Source organism: Mesobacillus campisalis, assembly GCF_000986785.1.
In the GTDB taxonomy this organism is placed as follows: Bacteria; Bacillota; Bacilli; order Bacillales; family Cytobacillaceae; genus Mesobacillus_B; species Mesobacillus_B campisalis.
Genome location: NZ_LAYY01000019.1, coordinates 52847 through 73404, shown reverse-complemented (window position 1 = coordinate 73404; position 20558 = coordinate 52847). Strand labels below are relative to the sequence as shown.

The window sequence follows — 20558 nt, the reverse complement described above, 5'->3', positions numbered from 1 at the left end:
CTTGGATTCTTCCTCTGAATATTTTCCACGATAAGGGAATGAATTATGACAGGCGAAACAGGAGAACTGCCTTCCAATTATTAGAAATGGCTGAAGCCCTGGCTTGGGGAAAGAAGGAAGAATCAATTGGGCACCTTGTGAAATGAAGAAAGCTGCCTCTTTAGCGAGACAGCTTTTTCTTTGGTACATTTTTTTTCTTTTTTAAAGAGCCGCATCCGCAGCCTTTTTTCCGCCTCCTTGAAGTTTGCTCTTCCTCATTGCTATTGCGTTTACTATTCATTTTATTGCCTCCTTTACCGTTGCTATATACTATGCAAGGCAAGCATGGTTTGCCTGTTCAATCTCCCAGCCCTTTTGTAATGAATGACTCAATGATGCTTCCCACTGCTGCAATAGCCAAACCTAAAATAACAGGAAGACCAAAGGCTGGAATAAAGACGTAAACTGCCAGTAATATAGCACTGGTCCAGATTCCCGTGCACCAGTAACAGCTTAACAGTTCGCCGATCCATCTCCTAACCCCGCTTTTTTGGGGGACAAGATAGATTTCTCCCTCCTCAATCAGTTCCTCAAAAAACGGTGAACGAAGCCATTCTGTAATCTTGTCGAACACAATCAGCCTTGTCAGACGGAACGAAGCCAGACCGAAAATCAGGATCATTTCCATCCCAAAACCAGAAAACATATCATCACTCCTTTGTTTTACATGCATAAATTAAAATGAAAAACAAAGTTGGGAGGGATATTTTTGACAAATAAAAAAATGAATCATCGGCCGCTGTTATATATCGACCAGCCCCGGATCCAATTTCCATCCGTAATCATGCAGGAAGTCTATACGATTAAAAATACCAAAAAAGATAAAATCCATCTTGGGGAAGAAGCCTCTCCTTCAGAATTGGAAGCTGGCGTCCAGTCGGCCATTACTGAAGGAAATACAGGGAGTATCCCGATGCAAAAGGTCATGGATAAGGAACTTGAAGAAGAAGGTACTTTCAGCCTTGAAGGTGATGAGCAGAAACCTGAAGAGAACCCATCCCCGTTTGATACGAGACGGAGACACAAATATTCTTTTCGCCGGACAAAAAATTTCAAAGACCTGGAAATCCATGAAAAGCTTCTGTACCTGGAGAATTTCCCAGAGCAGTTATCCCCTGTATCTTGCTTATACATCACCCCTGAAACCACTTATATCGGGGTTTTGGAAAGCAATGGAGAAGAATCAATTGAAATTAAACTGCGCAATGGCTCTACAGCTGTCCTTGCCAAGGATGATATTCAGGAAATACGCATGTTAGGATTCAATTGAGTTTCAATTTTTAAAAAAATCCCCCTATAAAAAGACTAGGTCTGTTTATAGGGGGGCCATTCACTCTGCACATCGCTTAGCAAATGTCGTCTAATTCTACGTCCTCTATGCACTGGACGGCACAGAAGCAGGAAAGGTCAACCGTGATGCAGTCATTTGTCGCCTCGAATTCATCAACCTTGCACACTGCATTTAAGTCAATGCAGCATTTATCTTTGAAGTCGCCAGTCAGGTCGACTGGGAACAATTTATTTCCCGGACCTTCCTTAAGCGGCCTAAGAACGCGTAATGTTGCACAGCAGTTATCAAAAACTTCCTCGACACGGAAGAATATCGATACACAAGCATCCGGGCAGCCTTTGAAAAAAGCATGGAACGGGGAACCATCGGAATTTTTCAGAACAAGCACGCGTGTGTTTGGCTGTTTTCTATGCTTTGAAGGGCTTATTGCACCTAGTGGCTCCAAAAAGCAATTTGATGGACATTCGCAATTATCTGTCACACTTTCCTGGATATCTAGTACTGCGCGGACAACTTCACACACACATCCGCCTTTTGCTGATCCGCCTTTATTTCCACAACCCATATTTTTTGCCTCCTTTTATCTAATTAGTTATTTACACTATAAGATATTTTGGAAAGGCTTTTTGGGTACTGGACAATAGCCCGATTTCACACAAATTAGGCGGTAAATGGGCACTTTCCCCTCTGCCTATATAAGGGTCCTAGTCCCACAACGGTCAAACCCGCCTGACAGGGGACAGATATGTAAGGGGCACCAGACTGAATGATATACAGCCTGGCATCTTTCTTAAGGATTGTAATTAAACCTCTACGTCTACTTCTACGTCTACTTCTACTTCATTATCATTGAACCCGGTGATGGCGCCGGCAATTAACTGCGGGTTGCTCAGCACGTCAATAGTCGCGCCGTTCAGGATTGGAACAATAACGATGATCGGGTCTGAATGGTCGCCTACTTTTACATTGATATCCCCCGCTTTGGATTCCACCTTTTTATTGGAGTAGTTCCCGGTGTTGAATGCCATATTTTCACCCCCCTCTGAAGCATCTGATCTTCCACAAGAGCTATTTGACACGTTTCCCCATCGTCTTGACAACATACTATCCACTCCTTTTCCTCATTTTAAATATATTCAGCCGATGAATTATTCATCGTTTCTGATTTTCGGTAACTTTAATTCCATTACGACCTCATCATTCATTTCCAACCTGAAATGGCCATCTTTGCTAGATGTTTTCATCTTTGGCAGGCGAGTCTTCAACTGTTCAAGTTGAGCGGGACTGAGACTATGAAGGGGGTCGACCCCCAGATCACCGACGGCGTTTTTCACACTTGACGCCAAATTGGCAAATAGCCGGTTTAAACTACCTTCAACCTTTTCCATCGCTTCATTAATGGCTTTAACTTCATTTTCACTAAGCCCCGAAGAACCGCTGGAAAGGTCTCTTCCATTAAAGTGGAAATACCACTGTTTTCCCTGCCCCTCTTCAGTCATACCTTCCCACCTCCTTTCCCATCTGTTTTATTATATTGTTCATTCGACCAAGCTGTTTCCGCGCTTGTCCTAAGCAAAACACACAATTTAATAAAAAAAAGCGGAAGCGCCTTGGTCAGCCCCGAACAGCATAAGACGCTCCAGAATAGAAGGCGCTCTTTGCCTTCAATTCTGGAGTGGCTTATGACTCGAGGGGCTAGGCGCTGCAGCTAGACAGTTATCTATGGGCCAAAAATTATACTTTTCCTTTAGAACAAATAAAAAAGGCCTGGCAAATGCCAGGCCCTCCTGAAAAATTAAACAATATGAAATCCTGAGTCTACATGGATATTCTCACCAGTGATGCCTCTTGACATATCGCTGAACAAAAAGACAGCTGTGTCGCCAACTTCTTCAGGAGTCGTATTTCTGCGCAGCGGAGCCTTTTCTTCAATTTCCCTCAGGATGGAATTAAAATCGCTGACCCCTTTAGCTGAGAGCGTACGAATCGGACCTGCGGAAATCGAATTGACCCGGATATTTTGCTTGCCCAGATCCTTAGCAAGGTAACGAACGCTAGCATCAAGAGAAGCCTTTGCCACTCCCATGACATTATAGTTTTCGATTGCCCTCTCGCCGCCAAGATACGTAAGAGTAACAATGCTGCCTCCTTCAGACATCAGCTCTTTTGCTTCCTTGGCAACAGCCGTAAGCGAGTACGAGCTAATATTGTGTGCCAGCAAGAAGCCATCGCGAGTAACATTCAGATAGTCCCCATTCAACTCTTCCTTATTGGCAAAGGCGATGCAGTGGGCAACCCCCTGGATGGTTCCTGTCGCTTCCTTGATTTTCGCGAAGCACTTTGCAACATCTTCATCGCTAGTCACGTCACAAGGAAGGACGAGATAATTTTCATCAAGTGATGAAGCAAGCTCACGGACACTGCTTTCAAGCCTTTCACCTGCATAGGTGAAAATCAGATTTGCACCTGCATCATGAAGAGAGCGTGCAATACCCCAGGCAATACTCCTTTTATTTGCTACCCCCATAACTACAAATGTTTTACCGTTTAAAGAAAAAGCCATCTTAAAAATCCCCCTGTTTTATCACAAGTTATTAGTACCTAGTGCTAATATTACACCAAATCAAATGGTTTGAAAAGGGGAAGCACAAAAACCCGCCATGGCGGGTTTCCTGCGTAATCAATAAAATCGGGGTTTAAACTCAAGTTCCAGTTTTAGCTCTTCAACATACTCACCGGAGCCAGTAACAATGAGCCGATCGTTAAGGTGGAGTTCAGTATCACCGTGGGGAACGATTGAATCGGTGCCCCTGAGTATGCGCACAAAGATAACATCTCCTGTAAAGGGGAATCTCCGCAGTGTCATGCCATCATAGTGGCCGTTCTGCATCCTGATTTCATGGAGTGAGGACTCCTTATTCATGAGTATGCCAATGATGCCCGGAGATTCAATCAAAGCCTGAAGCAATGTAGTAGAGGACATGAGCACAGAAAAGACTTCTATGCCTTGGCTTTTCAATTTGGTTGCAAGCTCCGGATTTTCAATTCTGGCAATGACACGTCCCGAACATTTCTCCATGGCCGCTCTGGCAATCAGGGCGTTTGTATCTTCATTGCCGGTTGATATTACAACAATGTCGGCATTGTAAATAGATTCCTTTTCCAAAGTTTCAGGTGAATAATCATCAACTTCAAAAATTTCAAAAACAGAGTCTGCAAGCTGATTTCCTTCTTTATCCTGCTTTGTATGATAAAGCACAGGTTCAAATAAAGAAGAGTTTAATTCCCTGGTAACAGACAAGGTCATTTGATTGGCGCCAATCATGGCGACGCGGAGCTTTTTATCCTCAGCCTTTACGCGCGGGAAGAGTTTCTTAAAAACAATCGGTGTCAGCACGCAGGAAATGACGGCAACCAAAATAAGCGTTCCGCTCAACTCCGGAGTGATGACCCCCATCCTCTCCCCGATTGTTGCAGCGGCAATGACAAGCGACAGGGTCGATGTCAGCAGGAACCCTGATGCGAGAACCGTTTTTGTGTCATACCATTTTTTCAGCACATACACAGGAATCAGCTTTGAAATCAGCAAGGCGATCAGCAGCAATGGAATCAGCAAAAGCAATTTGGGGTCGCTGAACAAAGACCAAATATCGAGACCGACACCAATCATGACAAAGAAGATTGGGATTAAAAAGCCGTAGCCAAATGAATCAAGTTTATGGATCAATTCCTGGTCAGGTGTCAGCAGGGATACCAGGACACCGGCGAGGAAAGCACCCAGAATATTCTCTGCCCCTACGGTTTCCGAGATGGCGACAAGTACAATCAGCAGCGTAAAGACAGCCCGAGTACCAATCTGGGTCGTACCCGTTGCCAAAGCGGAAACAAATTGACGGCTCTTGAAGCCCCTGCCAATAAAATAAAGTACAACTCCAGCACCAAACAGAAGAAGCAGCAGCCACGTATTTCCTCCCTCTGTATCATACATGGAGACAAACACAGCCAGGAGTATCATCGTGACAAGATCAGCAATAACGGCAACAAGCAAAATAATCTGGCCAATATTGGTCTTCATCAAATGCGCCTCTTTGAGTGTTGGCACCACCACGCCAAGAGATATGGTCGAAATGATCAGAGTCATAAGAAAGGCATTATCGATAAAGCCCGCTAAAACAAATAGATAAGACAAGCCAAGCGAAACAAAGAAGATTCCAATAAAAACAACCGTAGAAATAAAGAATGTATTTGGCTGATTAGCAGATTTCGCGTCTTTTGTTTTCTTCAACGAAAAGGCACTAAAATCAATTTCCAGTCCGCTTAAAAACATTAAAAATAAAAAGCCCAATGTGGAAAGCGTCTCAAGCCACATGTCCTCATGCACAATGTCAAAGCCGCTTTTCCCTATAATCAGGCCCATGATAATTTCCGCCACAACGACAGGGATAAAATTAAGCTTAAAGCGGTGAAGAACAATCGGTGTTAAAAGAGCGATAATGATGACAACTAAAAGTGAAGTTATCGAGGCATGATGTTCCATCCTGTCCCTCCCTTAACCTGTAAGATAACTCATAAATGCTGTTGCAATCCCGAAATAAATCAGAATCGACAGGATGTCATTTATTGTGGTAATAAATGGCCCGGATGCCACAGCTGGGTCAATTTTTAGGCGATGCATGACCAGCGGTACAAGAGATCCTGCCAAAGTTGATACAATAAGCGTAATAAAAATCGAGATGCCAACAAGGACACCAAGAAAAAATTCGCCCTTCCAAAAATAGACGATGAAAGTTACGAGAACTCCACAGGTAATTCCAATAATAAACCCTGTTCCTGCCTCCCTGGCAACAATTTTCCATCTGTTTTCCTTCTCCAGGTCACCTGTCGCGATTCCGCGGACCGCAACCGCCAATGCTTGCGTTCCTGTGTTCCCGGCCATACCGGCAATAAGCGGAATGAAAACAGCCAAAATCGCTACCTGGTCGAGAGTCTCTTCAAACCTTCCAATCAAGCTGGCCGTAAACATGCCAAGAAACAACAGGATAATCAGCCATGGCAGACGTTTCCGCGCAGCTGTGACAGGGTTTTTGTCAACGCTGTCCATATCCGCAATCCCTGCAAGCTTGGAATAGTCATCGGATGCTTCTTCTTCCATGACATCGATGATATCATCAACCGTGATAACTCCCAAAAGATGATTCTGGAAATCGACAACCGGGATGGCAACAAAATTATAATCCCGCATCATCCGGGCGACTTCTTCCTGGTCCTCGCCAACAGAAACGGAGACAACACGATCGTACATGATTTCGGAAATCATGATGTCGTCATCGTTGACAATCAAGTCACGCAGCGAGAGAACGCCCACAAGACGCCTTTCATCATCAATAACATACACATAATAAATGGTTTCCGCACGGGGGGCCTCATTCTTCAGGATATGCATGGCGGAACGGACAGTCTGATTGGCCGCAATCGCTACATACTCCGTTGTCATGATGCTTCCGGCTGTATACTCCTCGTAATGGAGCAGGTCTTTGATCTCTTTCGCCGCCTCGGTGTCCATGATGGTCAGGTAACTGACGACCTGGTCCTTATCGAGTTCATTAAGGACATCGACGGCATCATCTGCATACATGTTGGACAACATATCTGCGGCATAGGAAGGGTTCATTTCGGCGAGCACATCTTTGTACTCGCTGTCCTCTGCCTCAAGATTCTCAAATAGCCCGGCCATTTCCTCCGGGGAGAGGTAATGGTAAACATTGCGCCTTCCCTTTTCATCAAGTTCCTTAAAGAAAGTAGCCTGATCATAGGGATGCATCTCGAGGAACTCTTCCCTGAACTTTTCAATATCCTCGTTATGAAGTGCTTCCCTTAACCATTCTGTGTCTACGTATTTTTTTTGCCCTGCATCCTGACGTTGTTCAGCCATATCCACTCCCCCTTCTGAACCTTCCTTTAGCATCATGTTGCACTAATGGAATTGGACTGTCACAATCGTGGGCAGCCTCTTTTCTCATTTTTTGCATTGATGGATTCCCTTATCCGAAAACAGCTTAACCCAAACAAAATCCTGCTTATGAAAGCAACTCTTCATCATGGAAGCTTGCTCTTGTGCAGGATATCCATCATATCATTAGGCATCGGAGCTGAAAAGTGTAAATCTTCGCCACTAATTGGGTGGGAAAAGCAGAGTTCCCGGCAATGAAGAGCCTGCCTTTCCAGCATGTCGACACTGCCCCCATAAAGGTCATCGCCAAGAAGCGGGTGCTTGATAAAGGAGAGATGAACCCTGATTTGATGCGTTCTCCCGGTCTTCAGCTTCAGTTCGATATGGGCGAATTTTTCATATTGTCGAATCAGGCGATAATATGTACAGGCATATTGGCCCTCCGGATGGACCTCCCTTTCAATAATACTGCTGCTCTTCCTTGCGATTGGCTGCTCGATGATTCCCTTCTCCCCCATAAAAACCCCTGCTGCAAAAGCCTCATAAATCCTTTTTACTCCATTCTCCTTTTGCTGCTTGCTTAGCAGATGGTGCACATGCCGGTGTTTGGCCACCAATACGATTCCCGATGTGTCCCGGTCAAGCCTGGTCACGATATGAGTCGTTGCTTCCACTCCCTTAAGGCTGTAATAACCGATCAGCCCGTTTGCGAGACTTCCTGTTGGATGTTCACGGGACGGAATTGTATTCATGCCTGCCGGCTTAATGACCACAAGAATGTAATCATCTTCATAGATAACATGTAAGGGAAAGGTTTCTGCGGCCAGTCCAGCCGAAGGATTTTCTTTTGGAAAGCAAACCTCGATATGGTCGCCTTTCTGAAGTAAATACCTTACCGTCACGGGTTCTCCATTGACAATAAGTGCCCCGCCTCTGAATTTAATATCCGTCAGGGCACTTTTTGATATTTGCTTCTCCTGAAGAAACTCACGCAGCAGCTTTCCTTCATCTGCTGCAGCCGCAATCCATCTGAGTCTGAAATTCATGTTTTCACCTGCTGCCTGTTAATCAGAAATGAACGAATCATGCACCCTTTTCCAAAAAGGAAACGGCCTAAATCTGGCAAACCGCATTTTTTCATCCGCTACCCTGAACTGAATGGACTTTACATCCTTGTGCAGCAGCGTCAAATGGTCCACCGTCACTTGGAAATCAGGCCTGTTTACCGGTTTGAGGATGCAGGTATGGTGGGCCGGAAGCACCAGCGGCGAGCCGACTGTCCTAAAGACCCGATTATTGATGGAAGCCATCTCCGCAACCTGGATAGCGGGGAGAGAGGGATGCAGAATGGCTCCGCCCAATGCCTTGTTGTAGGCGGTACTTCCGGAAGGAGTCGAAATGCACAGTCCGTCTCCCCGAAACCGTTCAAAATGCTGTCCACGTATTTCAACATCCATGACCAGTGTTCCCTCAACCGATTTCACTGTGCATTCATTGAGCGCCAGGTATCTGGTCTCCCTGCCGCCGTGCTGATAGCGGATAATGACTTCGAGCAGCGGATACTCCACGATTTGGTATGGAGTTTTCGCGATTGCAATAACGAGTTTTTCAATTTCTTCCGGCACCCAGTCCGCATAAAAACCCAAATGGCCGGTGTGGACACCAACAAACGCCGTCTTATCCAGCCGGCTGCTGTAACGATGAAAAGCATAAAGCAAGGTGCCATCTCCTCCTACAGAGATGCAGATATCCGGCTTGTCTTCATCGTATTCAAGTTCAAAGTCCTGCAGGTATGTTCTCATCTTGTGCATAAGAGTGTTCGACCGTGCATCTCCCTTGGATGTTATCGCAAACTTCATTGTTCCTTCACCTCGCTTTAGCCCTTTTTTATCAGTTTCCTTTTTCTTTTTGCTGTTCTTTTTTACGCGAAAAAAAGGCCTGCGCTTCCTGGATTTCACCCCGGATTTTGGACATTTCCTCATCCAGCCTGAAGGCCGCCTCAGCCGCCCGCTGGAGGCGGAGCCGGATATCTTCAGGAAATTGGCCCTTATATTTATAATTCAGCGAATGCTCGATTGTGGCCCAAAAATTCATTGCCAGGGTCCTGATCTGGATTTCGGCCAAAATGATCTTTTCACCATGAATGGTTTGGACAGGATATTTTATAACGACATGGTAGGATCTGTAGCCACTTGCCTTTTTATGGGAGATATAATCCCGTTCTTCCACAATCTCAAAATCATTTCTTCTTCTGAGCAGCTCGACGATCGGCTTGATATCATCGACAAACTGGCACATCATTCTAAGGCCGGCAATATCCTGCATTTCCGTTTCCAGCTTGTCGAGGGTTATGCCTTTTTGATTTGCCTTATCCAGGATACTCGCAATAGGCTTTACCCTTCCAGTCACAAACTCAATCGGCGAATGATCCGAATTTTGCTCATATTGGCTGCGCATCCCTCTTAACTTAACCTTCAGCTCTTCCACTGCCTGCTTATATGGTTCTAAAAAACGTTCCCAATCCTTCAATAGCAAATCACCCCATCACGCCGGTATAGTATAATTAGACTGTTGTAATGCGCCTTTTAAAAGACAGCCTCTACCCTGTCAACCATTTTCTCCCCGTAATTGCTATTGCCTTTAATATTCTCCACTACATAATCCATTTCTTCCTTGAAACCTTGCAAATGAAGTCTGCCTTCCCCATGGACGGCATAGGCTTCAAAATTAGAATCCAAAGCCGTTTTCACTGAAGTCCATACAGACTCGGGAATTGTAATATATGTATAATCTCCATCCTGCTCAGCCAAGTAAATAAATGACAATTGGTCCGAATCAACCAGTATTTGTCCGACAGGCTTCATTTCTCCAATTGCAACTGGTTCCGCTGCATACAGCAACAGTTCCTCGTTCTTTATTTCCGCAAAATCAATTAATACTCTTTTTTTCATAAATCTTCCACCCTCCAATAATCCTTTTTATTTTATCATATAGGCACTGGTTTTTCCTACAGATTGAAGCTTTTGAAAAATAACGGAATAATAGAGATAAATTACCTGAAAGGATGTCCATTATGAGTGAACAAATTGAGATTGAGTTTAAGAACCTTCTAATAGAAGAAGAGTTCGAAAGGCTAAAGACTTTCTTCAGCTTTGCTAGGGAGGATTTTAAAAAACAGGTTAACCATTATTTTGATACAAACCATTTTACTTTGAAGGAGCAGGGATGCGCTTTGAGAATAAGGGAAAAAATTGGACACTTCGAAATCACGCTCAAACAACCAGCACCGGTAGGACTGCTGGAAACAAACCAGGAGATATCCCCGCATGACGCACAAAATATGCTGGCTGGGGGGGAATTGCCTGAAGGACCTGTACGAACAGCTCTTTCAAATCTCGTTGACCAAACCAATCCTGTAGCCTATTTTGGATCCCTTACGACGGAACGTGCTGAAAAAGAATACTGCGGGGGACTTGTGGTTTTGGATCACAGTACCTACCTGGGCATCCACGATTATGAACTTGAATATGAGGTGGAAGATGAAGAGAGCGGCCGGGAATCTTTTCATACTCTGCTGTCTGGTCTGAATATCCCTGTACGAAAGACCGATAATAAGATTATGAGGTTTTACAGGCAAAAACAGTGGATTTCCCAATCCGGCCATTAAGCCAGAGGCAAAACGTAAGCAGGAAGGAGCTTGGAAGGAAAGTCTAAGCTGTTTGTTTGAGATATAATTTTACCATTGTTAAAATATAGATTAAATCCATTAAAAAGGAGTTATACAAATGGTCGAGAATAAGCCCGTACCGTTCGAAGCCATCGGCGAAGGAATGCTGCATCAGCTAGTAGACGCCTTTTACAACCGTGTATCCCAGCATCCTGATCTTGCTCCTATATTTCCTGATGACCTTACGGAGACTGCACGTAAACAAAAACAATTCTTAACCCAATTTTTGGGCGGACCGCCTTTATATACACAAGAACATGGACACCCTATGCTAAGGGCCAGACATCTTCCATTTGAAGTAACCCCAAAGCGGGCCCAGGCCTGGCTCTCCTGCATGAAAGAAGCCATGGATGAAATAGGCCTTGACGGACCTGTACGGAACGAATTTTATGCCCGCCTCACCTTTACTGCCCAGCATATGGTCAACACGCCTGATGACGGGGAACAGGGTGAGAGCTGGTGATCTGGAAACGCGATGAATTGTTAAATCCCGGGCTCTTACGGACCAGCAATGCTTACGAGAAAAGACCGCTTGAAATTTATTCATTTGTCGATCCGCTCTGCCCTGAATGCTGGGCCCTTGAGCCGATCATGAAAAAGCTGCAAATCGAATATGGCAAGTATTTTTCCTTGCGGCACGTGCTGAGCGGCCGGCTGGCCACCCTGAACCTGGGCAAGAAAAAACGCTATGAAACAATGGCCGAGCTATGGGAAAAAACAGCAAGCCGCACTGGAATGTCCTGCGATGGCAGTTTATGGCTGGAAAATCCGGTTTCTTCTCCGCACCTGGTGTCGATTGCCGTCAAGTCAGCCGAACTGCAGGGAAAAAAGAAGGGAATCCAGTTTCTTCGAAAGCTGCAGGAAGTGCTTTTTTTGGAGAAGCAGAACATCTCCAATTTTGATGTCCTGAAGGCATGTGCCAGAAATGTGGGGCTTGATATCGAAGAGTTTGTCACCGATATCCATTCGGACAGTGCTTCCAAAGCTTTTCAATGTGATTTGAAGATTACGGCAGAGATGGACGTCCAGGAAATCCCTGCTCTTGTTTTCTTCAATGAAAATGTGGAAGAGGAAGGAATAAAGGTGACTGGGTTTTATCCGTATGAAGTATACGTCCAGATCCTTGAGGAGATGCTTCCCCGGAAGCCCGAACCGTCCCCGCCTCCCCCGTTGGAGGATTTTCTCCGAATCTATAAGACCGTTGCAACCAAAGAAGTGGCGGTCGTATACGATATGACGCAAAATCAGGCGGAGAAAGAGTTAAAAAAACTGTTGCTAAAACAAAAAGTCGAGCAGCTGCCAGCCAAGCATGGAATGTTTTGGCGATATACTGGAATATGAAAAGACCCTGCAGTAACGGACTGCAGGGTCTTTTCTCTATAAATGCGAACAAAGGGGATGGGAGAAATTTTTCACGGTCAAACAAAGGGGTAATGTTTGCTTGTGATCAACTTCACGATATAAATATATCACGGGCGAAAGGGGGTTACAAGGCGTTTGTATATCATTTCACAAGATTGTCATATTCTACTCATGCCGTCCATTTTTCTTACATAATTATTAATGAATGTTTGTTTCAACTTCCGGAGGTGTGATGCCGATGAAGCCGTCCTATGTCCTTATGATTGTATCCATTCTTTTCTCCTTTGGCCTCCATGTGCTGGGATTAATGCATCTGGTCCCCCTGTGGATCAGCGGTCCGATTCTTTTCCTGTCCCTCCTTGTATTTTTTGTCTTCCTGAACGACCGGAAACGGTTTAAGGGACTTTAAAAAGCGCAAGCGCCTTCGGAACAATCTAAAAGACGATTGTTCCTGTAAGGCTTACTCTTGATAGCTTTGGAGTGCTGACACCACCTTCAGTGACCGTTTTGACTGGCTGCTCCACTATTTGGGCACTGACAGCGACCCTCAGTGACCTTTTTCACGACCTGCTCCACTTTTTGGTCACTGACATCCATCCTCAGTACCCGTTTTGACTGGCTGCTCCACTTTTGGGGCACTGACACCCATCCTCAGTACCCGTTTTGACTGGCTGCTCCACTTTTGGGGCACTGACAACCGCCCTCAGTGACCTTTTTCCCGACCTGCTCCACTTTTGGGGCACTGACAACGACACTCAGTAACCTTTTTACCGAACCACTGCATAATCTGGGCACTGACAGCTTTTCGAAACAACAAAAAACCGGGAAGGAGCCATAGCTTCTTCCCGGTTTGATTATGACAGGAGTGATTCCATCTCATTCAGCTTCTCTTCAAACACCTTGCATGCATCCTCAATAGGTTTAGGGCTCGTCATATCAACTCCCGCTTTTTTCAGGACTTCTATCGGATAGTCAGAGCTTCCCGCCTTCAGGTAGTCAACATAGCGTTTTACTGCCGGCTCCCCTTCTTCAAGGATCTGCTTGCTCAAGGCTGTCGCGGCACTAAAGCCTGTGGCATATTGATAAACATAGTAATTATAGTAGAAGTGTGGGATTCGGGACCATTCAAGGCCGATTTCCTCATCTATCTCGATATCTTCCTGGCCAAAATATTTTTGGTTCAGTTCGTAATAATCCTTTGTTAACGAATCGGCCGTCAGAGCTTCGTTATTCTGTACTTTTCTGTGGATCAGATGTTCAAACTCGGCGAACATGGTTTGTCTGAAGACCGTCCCCCTGAATCCTTCAAGATAATGATTCAAGAGGTAAAGCCTCTTTTGTTCATCATCGATTGATTTTAACAAGTAGTCGTTCAATAAAGCTTCGTTGCAAGTCGACGCCACTTCTGCCACAAAAATGGAATAGCTGCCGTAGGCATAAGGCTGTGACTTCCTGGTGTAATAGCTGTGCAGGGAATGACCGAGCTCATGTGCCAGCGTAAACAGATTGTTGACATTGTCCTGCCAGTTCATCAGAATATAGGGATTCGTACCATAGGCACCGGATGAATACGCCCCGCTGCGCTTTCCTTTATTCTCATGCACATCGATCCAGCGGTTTTCGAACCCCTCCCTCAGGAGTCCGACATATTCTTCCCCCATTGGTGCCAGCCCTTTTAGAATCAGTTCCTTTGCCTCGGCATACGAAACATCCATCTTTATATTTTTCACGAGCGGCGTATATAAATCATACATGTGCAGTTTATCAACACCCAGTACTTTTCTGCGCAGCTTGACATATCTGTGCAGCAGATGGAGGTTATTATTAATGGTGTTGACAAGATTTTCATAAACACTTTCCGGAATATTGTTGGCTGCAAGGGCGGCATGTCTTGCAGAGCTGTATTGACGGATCCGTGCATTGAAATTGTCCTTTTTGATATTTCCGCTCAGGGTGCTGGCAAAGGTATTCCTGAACTTGCCGTATGTTTGATATACCCCTTTGAAGGCGTCTTCACGTACACGGCGGTCTTCGCTCTCAAGAAAGCGGATATACCGGCCATGTGTAATCTCCACCTCTTCACCATTTTCATCCTTGATGGTCGGGAAATCCAAATCGGCATTATTCAGCATGCCAAAAGTATTGGATGAAGAATTCATGACTTCAGATGCTTCAGCCAGGAGTGCCTCCTGCTCAGCGGACAGAATATGCGGCCGCTGAAGGTTGATTTCTTCAAGTGCATGTTGGTAGAGCTTCAGTTCCTCCTTATCTTGAAGAAACGATTTCAGCCTGCCTTCCTCTATGGAAAGGATTTCCGGGACAATGAAAGCCAGGGCGCTTCCTGCCTGGGAGTAAAGGTTCTTAATCCGGTCGTCCAATCCCTGATAAAAGGAATTTGCTGTGTCCTGGTCATATCGCATGTGGGCATATGTATAAAGCTTGCCAAGACGCATCAATAATTCATCCTGATACTGAAGGGCATTGAACAGCCCGTCAGCACTACCATCGAGCTTGCCCTGATACTCCTGGACACCAGGCAGCAGCTTTTTGACCTCCTGAAATTCCTTTTCCCACTCTTCGTCATTCGCGAATATATCCTCGAGCCTCCACGTGTCCTCTACTGGCAAATCACTTCTGGCTGGGAGCTTTTTAACTTTTGTTTCATTCGGCATAAGTCATCCTCCGTTCACAAAATTCGGCATACGAAAATTCTACCATTTTTTGCATCCGCTTAAAGTCTGAGTACTCACGAATATATTAAAAGGCAGATTGATCCTCTCCTTTATTTTACGCGGCTTCCGCCTGTTTCATTATATTCCTTGGATAAATTTTAACTGTTGGCCATGATGCGGTTTCCGTGGGTGTTCCAAAAGGCGGACTCAGCCTGCAATTGTCCTTCCATTGTATGAGGGATTCCAAGGCGGCTTGCAAGTCTGTAATATTGAGGGTTTACGTTTTCCAATAAAGCCAGGGATACGAGGAGCTCCAGATACTCCCTGATCGCATAGCGAAAATCTCCGTATTCCGCCAAAGGAAGTCTGCGTATCTGAATTTGTCTTCTTCGCACCCTATGAAGAAAGGATTTAAGAATATCGGCAGTAGAAATCACTTTTCCCAGGGGAGTATCATGGAAGTGATCAAGATAAATAAAGGTCTGCCATAATAACGGGGGCGTCTGGATAAAAGGAGAAGAGGGAACCGGCAAACCTAATTCAGGTGGCAGCATAAGGAGATTCAGGCGATTATAGTATAATTCGTTCAAGAAATTCTTTTGACCTCTGCCATGGTAGTGAAGAAGATTGGATTTCTGTCTGTTTAATTCACGAACCCAGCATTTAAAGGAATGATCGGTTACAGATGGGAATTCCAGGAGTCTTAGCAATGGAAATTCAGACCGGGAAATGGGATGAAACGAGGCAAGGGCCTTTGAGGATGATATTGGAAGAATATGCTGCAGCAGGATAAATTGGCGTGTTTCGGCACAATAGGCAGGGAACATCCAGCGCCTCCCCTGTCTCCTCAAAAATAAAAATTGGAACTCACTCATAGCCAAACAATTGGCTGATGTGCGCTTGATTTGGTTGCCGCCGGCAATCCAGATCGGGGTAAACCCATGATTTATATAGCCTTCCGTCCTTCCAGCCAATAGTTCCACGGTAATTGGCGAGCATTGGAATTCAACTGCATACTTCTTTTTATTCCATTCAAAAGCTATATCAGCTCTCTGTTTACATTCTGGTATATATCTCTCAAGTTCCGCCGCCACGCTCTGCTCCTTGAGCCACTCATACAGCTGAAGCTTCCCCGACATATGGTATTCAGACTCCCGCTCATGCTCTGATTCACAGCCAGAATCTTTCTGGTGTGCGAAATGCCATATCCGTTTATTGCCAAGCCTTAAAATCACCTTCTTTCCACACTGTGGGCAAAAGAACCCTTCCTTTTGCCGCCACTTGTCGAGTTCATTTCTCTTCCACTGTTCTCCAAGCGAGATTTTCTCGCCGTTATCTCTGCAGGCAACTAGCATAATACGCCCCCCTTTCCCAATTAAAATTCTACACGAGAAGGAGGAATCCTCTATTACAAAAATATTCGATCCTTTTTAATCCCTAAACATAAAAAGGCCCCCCAACTATTCGGGAAGGCCTTTTCTATTCATGAAAAATGTTTGCGCAAGGTCGGAAATACATCATTCTCAATAATGGTATTGCCGTATTCCTTAAGGCGGTGAATTGTCATGCCTGATTCCATTCCATATTCAAGCAGAATGCTTAAAAGGTTATCAATTACTTCCTCATCACTAAAATCGTCTTCGGCGAATTCAACGTATAAGTAATATTTGCCTTCGAAGCTGTACAAGCTTGTTGTGATGGAATCGAGACCCGGTCTGTGGGAAAGTGCAATCAGGTCCTCAAAATCCTTGAAAACGAGAAGAAACTCCAAATCATCTTCAAAAAGAGGGTCATCCTGATCGTCTTCGTTCTGGTGTTTTGGATTAAAATGCTGATCAAGCATCTCTTCAATCCGTTCATCTACAGGAAGATCCTTAAGCTTTTCATCAGAAACAGGAAGGTCGAATTTCGCTCCATCCTTTGATAGCTGTGTTTTGGTAACCAGGATCTCAAGCCCTTTTTCTAGTGCCTGCACCTGGATCCAGAGCGGCCCCTCTACGGTAAACTCCGCTTCATGATGGACTTCATCCATCATCTCCCAAAAAAGTTCCTCGCTGCGTTCGCGATTGTACCAGATCTCTTCCCGATCAAAGCCTCTTTCTTCTATATCTATATACGAAATATAAAACTTTACAGTATTTTCGTTAATGCGTTCGATTTCCATTCATATTCTCTCCCTTCCAGGCAAAGAGTTGAAGGGACTTAATACCCCCGTATGGCTGGCTCTTTATTTAACTATTACCCTAAACGGCATTGAAAACTCGTCTTGGGTTAAAACCAGGGCAACAATAAAATGACGACCTTGTACCATTATTTTATGATAAAACAAGGGATTTGGGAAATGAAATATACACCCATTTTAAAAACCCGCTAACACCCAATAGATACAGAATGTGTAGCAAGCCCTTAATATCGTTGCTGCAGGTGAGCCAGATTGGCGGAGGCGCCTCGTTCATCCATACTGGCTGTCCCCCTGCTATTTAGCAGTTCAAGGACAATCCATTAAAAAAAAGCAGCCATGAACTTACATGTCTTTATAGCCACTTTCACCAAAATTTATTCCTTTCATAATAGCAGTTTTCGGCATATTTATCAATAAAAAAGCCTTCCTTTTCCAGGAAAAAGGAGGCTTTGTATGATATGTTATTAATTGACCAGCCGCTGGGCTTCCCTCAATTGATAGGTACGGACTTTACGCGGCAGGAATCTGCGGATTTCATCTTCATTGTACCCCACCTGAAGCCGTTTTTCATCGATGATGATGGGACGCCTTAACAAGCCGGGATTTTCCTTGATAACCTCATAAAGATCCTGAAGAGGCATCGATTCAAGATTGACATTCAGCTTCTGGAACGTTTTAGAGCGGGTCGAAATAATCTCGTCCGTTCCATCTTCCGTCATTCGAAGGATTTCCTTAATCTCTTCGATTGACAGCGGCTCGGAAAAAATATTTCGCTCTTGATAAGGAATATCATGCTCTTCGAGCCATGATTTAGCTTTTCTGCAAGAAGTACAACTTGGTGAAGTGTATAAAGTAACCATCTGTATTCACACTCCCTTTAAAATAGACATTTATCTAGTTTGTTCATTCAGCATTCATGCTCAATTCTTAGATTAAAATCACTTTAATTTTGTAATGTCTTTAGTTAATTATACAATAATCAACGGACAATGGGTATCCCCTTTTAGGATTTAAGCTAAAGTTTATGTACATTTTCGCTCTCAATAATATGACGTATGAACTCGTAAAAAGTTTCAATAAATCTAGAACTTTTAAGGGAAATCCGAATCGTACAGTGAAAGCTTTCTATCATTATCCAGAGGTTTACCGCTTCTAGACGACTTCAATTATTTTTACCCTCCCTTGCGACACCTGAAACCTCTTGAAGGCATTATTTTTTACTTTCTCATTTAGAAGCATAAATTGAAAAAGGCAATCGTCAAACGGACGATTGCACTAATTTTAAATATTTTCTAGCATATCTTTTTGCTCATCTTCTCTTAATGTTAAAACCTCTTCTACAGGCTGGTAGGACGCTCCATAAAATTTCTGGTCCTTATACGTATGAATCATTGTATATGTTTTTTTCATCGCATCGAAAACAAGATCTTCGGATTCCTGCAATGGAGACCAAAAAAGGATTTCCATTTCATTTAATTTATTTGTTGCCAGGGAGCGCCGGGCATACCCAATTGATTTCGCATGCTCAAACCCTTCACGCTTATAAAATTTCAAGCGTTTTTCCGTATCGGTGTCTTCATAATCAACCGGTTCTACCTCAAGTATGATTGGTTTTCTTTTTTGCTTCAATTTGTCCAGAAGTTTATGGCCAAGGCCCTGGCCCCTTGCATTCTTTGATACAAACAGGTAATCGATGAAAACGAAATTTTCTAGTTCTACATACATGAGCACATGGTTAGGGCCTTCATCCTTGTGATAAATGTCTTTCCGCTCCTTTAAAAGCGTCTCTATATGTTCCTTCGACTTCATTTCCTCAATGGGAAAGTATTGATTCAACTTCTCATACCAATGCATGAACAGGCCTCCTTATATTTTTGATTCCGATAAACATCCAGCTATCTGCGCAATTTTACAGGAACTGCGATTTGCCGCTTTTAAAACTGCTCCATTTCTTTTACAATAAAGGAGAACAGAGGTCGGCAACTTATTTTTGTCCTAATTGCCTTCGGCCAATGACGGACAGAGAGATGGAGGTTTATCATGGGTGCATACATACTCGATTTATCAATTATTGCAATACTGGTGATTGGAATTACAGCTCTGAATGGTGTTGTAACGAACAGGATTGGGATTAGCCTTTTCGGCGGAAAAGAGAAAAATAGGTTCGTTGATAAATCCACTAGTATCCAGACTGGCTGGAAAACCGTCGGAGGGGAAAAAAAGTAACTCCGGCATTTATCATACCCTTTATATTGCATTTTAAACATGTCCTGAAATGTTTTTCATTTCAGGCTTTTTTGTCTTGGCATCGTCCGTCCTTTTCAGAAGAGATATCAAAGACAGGGTAAAAAAAAAAAACGATCTCGTACAGGAGATCGTTTTTTAGCTCTTGCTGGCAGCTTTAAGCTGCTGGTATTCTTTTTCTGAACAATAGACAAAATGTCCAGGGTTTACTTCGCGCATTCTCACATCCTCATCGGCTGAATATTTATGGCTTGCCGGATCATAAGAATGGCGTTTTCTAGTACGTTCAAAATCAGGATCCGGAAGTGGAATGGCAGACAAAAGTGATTTTGTATATGGGTGCATCGGGTTGGCATACAATTCATCAGCCGGAGCAAGCTCTACCAATTTACCGAAGTACATAACGCCAATCCGGTCACTGATATACTTGACCATTGAGAGATCATGGGCAATAAATAGATAGGTCAGGCCTTTTTCGCGCTGAAGCTGTTTTAACAAGTTGACCACCTGCGCCTGGATGGAGACATCCAATGCCGAAATAGGTTCATCGGCAATGATGAATTCCGGCTGAACGGCAAGTGCGCGGGCGATGCCTATCCTCTGCCTTTGGCCTCCGGAAAACTCATGTGGATAGCGGTTGGCATGCTCTCTGTTTAAGCCAACCGTTTCAAGAAGCTGATACACCCTCTCCATGCGGTCTTTTTTATTTTTCGCAAGACCATGGATATCGATCCCCTCTGCAATCACATCGGACACCATCATTTTCGGATTCAATGATGCATAGGGATCCTGAAAGATCATTTGCATGCTGCGGTTGAATTTCATCAATTCTTTTTTTGATTTCTTGCCATGAACATTTTCACCTTTGAAGATGACTTCTCCATCTGTTGCATCATAAAGCCGGATAATCGTTCTTCCAGTAGTCGACTTTCCGCATCCGGATTCCCCTACAAGTCCAAGCGTTTCCCCTTTATAAATATCAAAGGATACACCATCAATCGCTTTTACCTCATTAGGTTTTCCAGCATTGAAATATTGCTTTAAATTTTTAATTTCAAGCAGTTTTTCTTTCGTTTCCATTTGCCGGCCCC

General features: G+C 44.1%; 23 protein-coding genes. 6 read left to right on the top strand and 17 right to left on the bottom strand.

Features of this window, described 5'->3' with window-relative positions:
• Positions 1-337 precede the first annotated feature (337 nt).
• A complete protein-coding gene (locus WQ57_RS16535) occupies positions 338-685 on the bottom strand; it encodes a DUF1360 domain-containing protein (RefSeq protein ID WP_241481560.1) in 348 nt (115 codons plus the stop codon).
• 63 nt (positions 686-748) lie between these two features.
• On the opposite strand from WQ57_RS16535, the gene WQ57_RS16530 reads away from it, so the two are divergent.
• Positions 749-1309 carry a CotO family spore coat protein gene (locus tag WQ57_RS16530; protein ID WP_046524872.1) on the top strand — a complete coding sequence of 187 codons (561 nt, stop codon included), beginning with the start codon at positions 749-751 and terminating at the stop codon, positions 1307-1309.
• Positions 1310-1385: 76 nt separating this feature from the next.
• Here the strand turns inward: WQ57_RS16530 and WQ57_RS16525 are convergent, their stop codons facing one another.
• The 10 genes from WQ57_RS16525 to WQ57_RS16480 all read right to left on the bottom strand — a co-directional run bounded on the left by WQ57_RS16525 (position 1386) and on the right by WQ57_RS16480 (position 10231).
• The gene (locus WQ57_RS16525) at positions 1386-1895 is read right to left on the bottom strand and encodes a CotY/CotZ family spore coat protein (protein WP_046524871.1); all 510 of its coding nucleotides are present in this window, start codon (positions 1893-1895) and stop codon (positions 1386-1388) included.
• A gap of 238 nt (positions 1896-2133) precedes the next feature.
• Positions 2134-2358, bottom strand: a complete 225-nt coding sequence (locus WQ57_RS16520) for a hypothetical protein (RefSeq protein WP_046524870.1) — start codon at positions 2356-2358, stop codon at positions 2134-2136.
• 120 nt (positions 2359-2478) lie between these two features.
• Positions 2479-2829: a hypothetical protein gene (locus WQ57_RS16515; protein ID WP_046524869.1), complete on the bottom strand. Its 351-nt coding sequence runs from the start codon at positions 2827-2829 to the stop codon at positions 2479-2481.
• Positions 2830-3125: 296 nt separating this feature from the next.
• Entirely contained in the window at positions 3126-3893 is a 768-nt protein-coding gene (gene fabI / locus WQ57_RS16510) for an enoyl-ACP reductase FabI (protein ID WP_046524868.1), read from the bottom strand.
• A gap of 117 nt (positions 3894-4010) precedes the next feature.
• Positions 4011-5867 carry a monovalent cation:proton antiporter family protein gene (locus tag WQ57_RS16505; RefSeq protein ID WP_046524867.1) on the bottom strand — a complete coding sequence of 619 codons (1857 nt, stop codon included), beginning with the start codon at positions 5865-5867 and terminating at the stop codon, positions 4011-4013.
• A 12-nt stretch (positions 5868-5879) separates the two neighbouring features.
• A complete protein-coding gene (gene mgtE, locus WQ57_RS16500; protein WP_046524866.1) occupies positions 5880-7262 on the bottom strand; it encodes a magnesium transporter in 1383 nt (460 codons plus the stop codon).
• A 164-nt stretch (positions 7263-7426) separates the two neighbouring features.
• Positions 7427-8326, bottom strand: a complete 900-nt coding sequence (locus WQ57_RS16495; RefSeq protein ID WP_046524865.1) for an RluA family pseudouridine synthase — start codon at positions 8324-8326, stop codon at positions 7427-7429.
• 18 nt (positions 8327-8344) lie between these two features.
• Positions 8345-9139, bottom strand: a complete 795-nt coding sequence (locus WQ57_RS16490) for an NAD kinase (protein ID WP_046524864.1) — start codon at positions 9137-9139, stop codon at positions 8345-8347.
• Positions 9140-9170: 31 nt separating this feature from the next.
• A complete protein-coding gene (gene yjbM / locus WQ57_RS16485) occupies positions 9171-9809 on the bottom strand; it encodes a GTP diphosphokinase (protein WP_046524863.1) in 639 nt (212 codons plus the stop codon).
• 56 nt (positions 9810-9865) lie between these two features.
• A complete protein-coding gene (locus WQ57_RS16480; RefSeq protein ID WP_046524862.1) occupies positions 9866-10231 on the bottom strand; it encodes a UPF0738 family protein in 366 nt (121 codons plus the stop codon).
• Positions 10232-10353: 122 nt separating this feature from the next.
• Between WQ57_RS16480 and WQ57_RS16475 the strand changes: the two genes are divergently transcribed.
• From WQ57_RS16475 to WQ57_RS27055, 4 genes are all read left to right on the top strand, one after another.
• Positions 10354-10947 (top strand): CYTH domain-containing protein, encoded by a 594-nt coding sequence (locus tag WQ57_RS16475; protein ID WP_046524861.1) that lies wholly within the window; start codon positions 10354-10356, stop codon positions 10945-10947.
• A gap of 118 nt (positions 10948-11065) precedes the next feature.
• Positions 11066-11470: a globin domain-containing protein gene (locus WQ57_RS16470; protein WP_046524860.1), complete on the top strand. Its 405-nt coding sequence runs from the start codon at positions 11066-11068 to the stop codon at positions 11468-11470.
• A complete protein-coding gene (locus tag WQ57_RS16465; protein WP_046524902.1) occupies positions 11470-12348 on the top strand; it encodes a ClpXP adapter SpxH family protein in 879 nt (292 codons plus the stop codon). Before WQ57_RS16470 ends, WQ57_RS16465 begins: the two co-directional genes overlap by 1 nt.
• A gap of 259 nt (positions 12349-12607) precedes the next feature.
• Complete coding sequence (locus WQ57_RS27055) at positions 12608-12778, top strand: hypothetical protein (protein WP_046524859.1); 171 nt, start codon at positions 12608-12610, stop codon at positions 12776-12778.
• Positions 12779-13223: 445 nt separating this feature from the next.
• Here WQ57_RS27055 and pepF read toward each other — a convergent pair whose 3' ends face one another.
• The 5 genes from pepF to WQ57_RS16435 form a co-directional block, all read right to left on the bottom strand.
• On the bottom strand, positions 13224-15041 hold the full coding sequence (pepF, locus tag WQ57_RS16455; RefSeq protein ID WP_046524858.1) for an oligoendopeptidase F: 1818 nt from the start codon (positions 15039-15041) through the stop codon (positions 13224-13226).
• 158 nt (positions 15042-15199) lie between these two features.
• Complete coding sequence (locus WQ57_RS16450) at positions 15200-16396, bottom strand: competence protein CoiA (RefSeq protein ID WP_052948787.1); 1197 nt, start codon at positions 16394-16396, stop codon at positions 15200-15202.
• A gap of 128 nt (positions 16397-16524) precedes the next feature.
• The gene (gene mecA, locus WQ57_RS16445; protein WP_046524857.1) at positions 16525-17205 is read right to left on the bottom strand and encodes an adaptor protein MecA; all 681 of its coding nucleotides are present in this window, start codon (positions 17203-17205) and stop codon (positions 16525-16527) included.
• Positions 17206-17687: 482 nt separating this feature from the next.
• Positions 17688-18083: a transcriptional regulator SpxA gene (gene spxA / locus WQ57_RS16440; RefSeq protein ID WP_046524856.1), complete on the bottom strand. Its 396-nt coding sequence runs from the start codon at positions 18081-18083 to the stop codon at positions 17688-17690.
• Positions 18084-18504: 421 nt separating this feature from the next.
• The gene (locus tag WQ57_RS16435) at positions 18505-19077 is read right to left on the bottom strand and encodes a GNAT family N-acetyltransferase (protein WP_046524855.1); all 573 of its coding nucleotides are present in this window, start codon (positions 19075-19077) and stop codon (positions 18505-18507) included.
• A 186-nt stretch (positions 19078-19263) separates the two neighbouring features.
• Between WQ57_RS16435 and WQ57_RS16430 the strand changes: the two genes are divergently transcribed.
• Positions 19264-19449 carry a hypothetical protein gene (locus tag WQ57_RS16430; protein ID WP_046524854.1) on the top strand — a complete coding sequence of 62 codons (186 nt, stop codon included), beginning with the start codon at positions 19264-19266 and terminating at the stop codon, positions 19447-19449.
• A gap of 156 nt (positions 19450-19605) precedes the next feature.
• Here WQ57_RS16430 and WQ57_RS16425 read toward each other — a convergent pair whose 3' ends face one another.
• Positions 19606-20547 carry an ABC transporter ATP-binding protein gene (locus tag WQ57_RS16425; RefSeq protein WP_046524853.1) on the bottom strand — a complete coding sequence of 314 codons (942 nt, stop codon included), beginning with the start codon at positions 20545-20547 and terminating at the stop codon, positions 19606-19608.
• Between the last annotated feature and the right edge of the window lie 11 nt (positions 20548-20558).